Annotated in this window: 4 protein-coding genes; 1 reads left to right on the forward strand and 3 read right to left on the reverse strand. The window is 70.7% G+C overall.

Annotated elements, in window-relative coordinates:
* The 3 genes from ACT6S0_RS27315 to ACT6S0_RS27325 all read right to left on the reverse strand — a co-directional run.
* Positions 1–546, reverse strand: a 546-nt coding sequence (locus tag ACT6S0_RS27315; RefSeq protein ID WP_444766868.1) for an amidase family protein, incomplete at its 3' end; no start/stop codon positions are given.
* Positions 547–587: 41 nt separating this feature from the next.
* Positions 588–1,649 carry an ABC transporter ATP-binding protein gene (locus ACT6S0_RS27320; protein WP_444766869.1) on the reverse strand — a complete coding sequence of 354 codons (1,062 nt, stop codon included), beginning with the start codon at positions 1,647–1,649 and terminating at the stop codon, positions 588–590.
* On the reverse strand, positions 1,646–2,896 hold the full coding sequence (locus ACT6S0_RS27325) for an ABC transporter substrate-binding protein (protein ID WP_444766870.1): 1,251 nt from the start codon (positions 2,894–2,896) through the stop codon (positions 1,646–1,648). The genes ACT6S0_RS27320 and ACT6S0_RS27325 overlap by 4 nt, the downstream gene beginning before the upstream one ends.
* A gap of 78 nt (positions 2,897–2,974) precedes the next feature.
* Here ACT6S0_RS27325 and ACT6S0_RS27330 point away from each other — a divergent pair.
* Positions 2,975–3,285: response regulator (locus ACT6S0_RS27330; protein ID WP_444766871.1), on the forward strand; the 311-nt coding region annotated here is incomplete at its 3' end.

Genomic DNA, 3,285 nt, shown 5'->3' on the forward strand with positions numbered 1-3,285 from the left:
GTCGAGCACGTGGGGGTTGCGGGTCAGCCCGCCGGTGGCGCTCCAGCCCGCGGTGGCGTTGGGCGAGCGGGCGTTGCACCACTCGCTCAGGTTGCTCTTGCCCAGGACGACGGCGCCGGCTTCACGCAGGCGGCGCACCAGCGCGGCGTCGCGGTGGCACCGCACGCCGTCCAGGGCCAGCGAGCCCATCGTCGTCGGCATCCGGTCGCCGGTGGCGATGCTGTCCTTGAGCACGACCGGCATGCCGTGCAGCGGGCCGAGCGCATCGCCGCGCCGCTGCCGCTCATCCAGTGCCGCGGCGATGGTGTCAGCGTCCGGGTTGATGCTGATCAGCGCGCGCAGCGCCGGCCCGCGGCGGTCGATCTCGTCGATGCGCGCCAGGCAGGCGGCGACCAGCGCCGTGGCCTGCAGCGATCCTGCGGCCAGCTGCTCGCCGAGTTCGGCAGCCGGGCGCTGCGGCAGTGCTGCCGTGGTGGCCGCCTGGGCGCCCCAAGCGCCCGAGGCACCGACCGCCGCCAAGCCGTGGATGAAGTTGCGCCTGTCCATGCGGCTCCCCGTGTTGACCGCCGGAGAGGATGCCAGAAACCTCAGGTCTGCAGCCGCTCGCCAGCCGCGTCGAACCACAGCGTCTTCGTCGGGTCAAAGCCGAAGCTCACCTTCGCCCCGTCCGCCACCTCGGGCTGGCCGGGCAGCACGGCGGAGATCGTCGAGCCGGCGCTGTTCATCCACACGACGTGCTGGTTGCCGAGCGGCTCCACCAGCTGGATCTCGGCGGCGAAGGGCTCGTCGGCGCCGAGCCGCACGTTCTCGGGCCGCACGGCCAGCGTGAGCTGCTCGCCCAGCGGGCGTGACGCCAGCGTGGCGGGCAACGGGACGCTGAGTGCCGGCGACACGAAGCGCCCGCCGTCACCCACCTGGCCTTCGACCCGGTTGATGGCCGGCGAGCCGACGAAGCCGGCCACCAGCAGGTTCTTCGGCCTGCCGTAGACCTCAGCCGGCGTGCCGATCTGCTGGATGACGCCCTGGTGCATGACGACGATGCGCGTGGCCAGGGTCATGGCCTCGACCTGGTCGTGCGTGACGTAGATCATCGTGTTGCCCAGGCGCTGGTGCAGCGTCTTCAGCTCGCGGCGCAGGTCGGTGCGCAGCTTGGCGTCGAGGTTGGACAGCGGCTCGTCCAGCAGCAGCACCTTGGCCTCGCGCACCACCGCCCGTCCGATGGCCACGCGCTGGCGCTGGCCGCCGGAGAGCTGAGCCGGCCGGCGCTCCAGCAGCGGGCCGAGCTGCAACATGTCGGCCGCGGCGGCCACGCGCTTTTCCAGCTCGGCCTTGGGCGTCTTGGCCATCTTCAGCGGGAAGGCGAGGTTTTCCTTCACCGTCATCGTCGGGTAGAGCGCATAGCTCTGGAACACCATGCCCACGCCGCGCTGGCTGGGCTCGGCACGCGTCATGTCCTGCTCGCCGATGTGGATGCTGCCGCCGCTGACCTGGTTCAGGCCGGCGATGGTGTGCAGCAGCGTCGACTTGCCGCAGCCCGAGGGGCCCAGCAGCACGAGGAACTCGCCGCTGTTGACGTCGAGGTCGAGCCCCTTGATGACCTCGTGGCTGCCGAAGCGGATGCTGAGGTCCTGGATGTGAACGCGGGTCAAGGTTGTCTCCTGGTGTCGGTGCTGCTGTTCGGGTTCTGCAAGATCCGGGCGATGGTCTGCTGCGCCGCCTGCGCGGGGATGTCGCGGTTCCAGTAGTCGCTGACGGCGTTCTCGAGCGCCGTCAGCTGCTCGGGATCCAGCAGCATCTCGGTGTTGCCGACCAGCCGGCCGGCATCGCGCAGGGCGGCCGCGCCCAGGCGCGCGCAGGCGTCGAGCGTGCGGGTGTCGAGGTCGGTTCGCACCGGCACCGAGCCCTTGCGCGCACTGAAGGCGAGCTGCGTGGCCGGCGCCGTCGCAACACGCGCCAGCAGCTGCTGCGCGGCGCGGGCGCTGCCGTGCTTGTCTTTCGGAAAGACCAGCACATCGCCGTCGACGATGTAGGGCGAGCGCGGGCTCAGGCCGGTCGCGCAGCCGTAGTCGCGCCCGGGCTGCTGGCCGGCGGCCGTGAACTCGCCCTTGACCCAGTCGCCCATGAACTGCAGGCCGGCGCGGCCGCTGATCAGCAGCGCGGTGCTGTCGCTCCAGCTGCGGCCCGGCGAGGCGGCGTCGACATAGCGGCGCAGCTTCTTGTAGTTGACGAGCACCTGGCGCAGCGGCTCGCCTTGCAACGCCGTGGCATCGCGGTCACGCAGCACGGCGAGGTACAGCTCGCGCCCGCCCTGGTTGGCCAGCATCGCGCTGAAGAGGTTCAAGTCCTGCCAGGGCTGGCCGCCATGGGCCAGAGGGATCAGCCCGGCGGCCTTCAGCTTGTCGAGCGCGGCAAAGAATTCGTCGATGCTGCGCGGCTCGTGCCTGATGCCGGCCTTGGCAAGCGCCGCCTTGGAACTCCACAGCCAGGCCGGCATGTGGATGCTGATGGGCACGGCGTAGATGCGGCCGTCCACGCGCACGGCGTCCAGCAGCACGGCCGGCAGGGTCTCGGCCCAGCGGTTCTGCGCGGCGACGTCGTCGAGCGCATTCAGTCGCCCCTGGCGGGCCAACTGCACGAAGCTGCGCGAGGCATTGAACTGCGCCGCGGTCGGCGGGTTGCCGGCCCTGATGCGCTCCATGAGGACGGCGCGCGCCTGCTCGGCCGCGACGACGGCCAGGTCGCGCCATTGGCCGCCGGCGGCGCGGTAGGCGTCGGCCAGCGCATGCATGGCCGCCGTTTCGCCGGGCGAGGTCCACCAGTGCAGGACGTCGGCCTGCGGACCGGCCTGCGCGGCGGCGGCAAGCAGGGACGTGGCGAGGACACAGGCGCGCAGCATCCCGGCATCATTACCGATGATTAATAAACTTAATATCGTATTAACCATGAGGGTTGGCGCCGCTAAAGTCAGCGTCCCATGAACCTGCTGCTTGCCGAAGACGACGCCCTGCTGGCCGACGCGCTGCAGCAGCAGTTGCTGAACGCTTCCTTCAAGGTCGAGTGGGCCGAGAACGGCGCCGTGGCCGAGTACCTGCTGCGCAAGCAGGACTTCGACATCGCCATCCTCGACCTCGGCCTGCCCATGGTCGATGGTCTGACCGTGCTCAAGCGCGTGCGCGAGGCCGGCCGGACGCTGCCCATCCTGGTGCTGACGGCCCTGGACGCGCTGGAGCACCGCGTGGCAGGCCTGCAGGCCGGTGCCGACGACTACCTGACCAAGCCGTTCGC

It is taken from the genome of Roseateles sp. (genome assembly GCF_052436255.1).
In the GTDB taxonomy this organism is placed as follows: Bacteria; Pseudomonadota; Gammaproteobacteria; order Burkholderiales; family Burkholderiaceae_C; genus Pelomonas.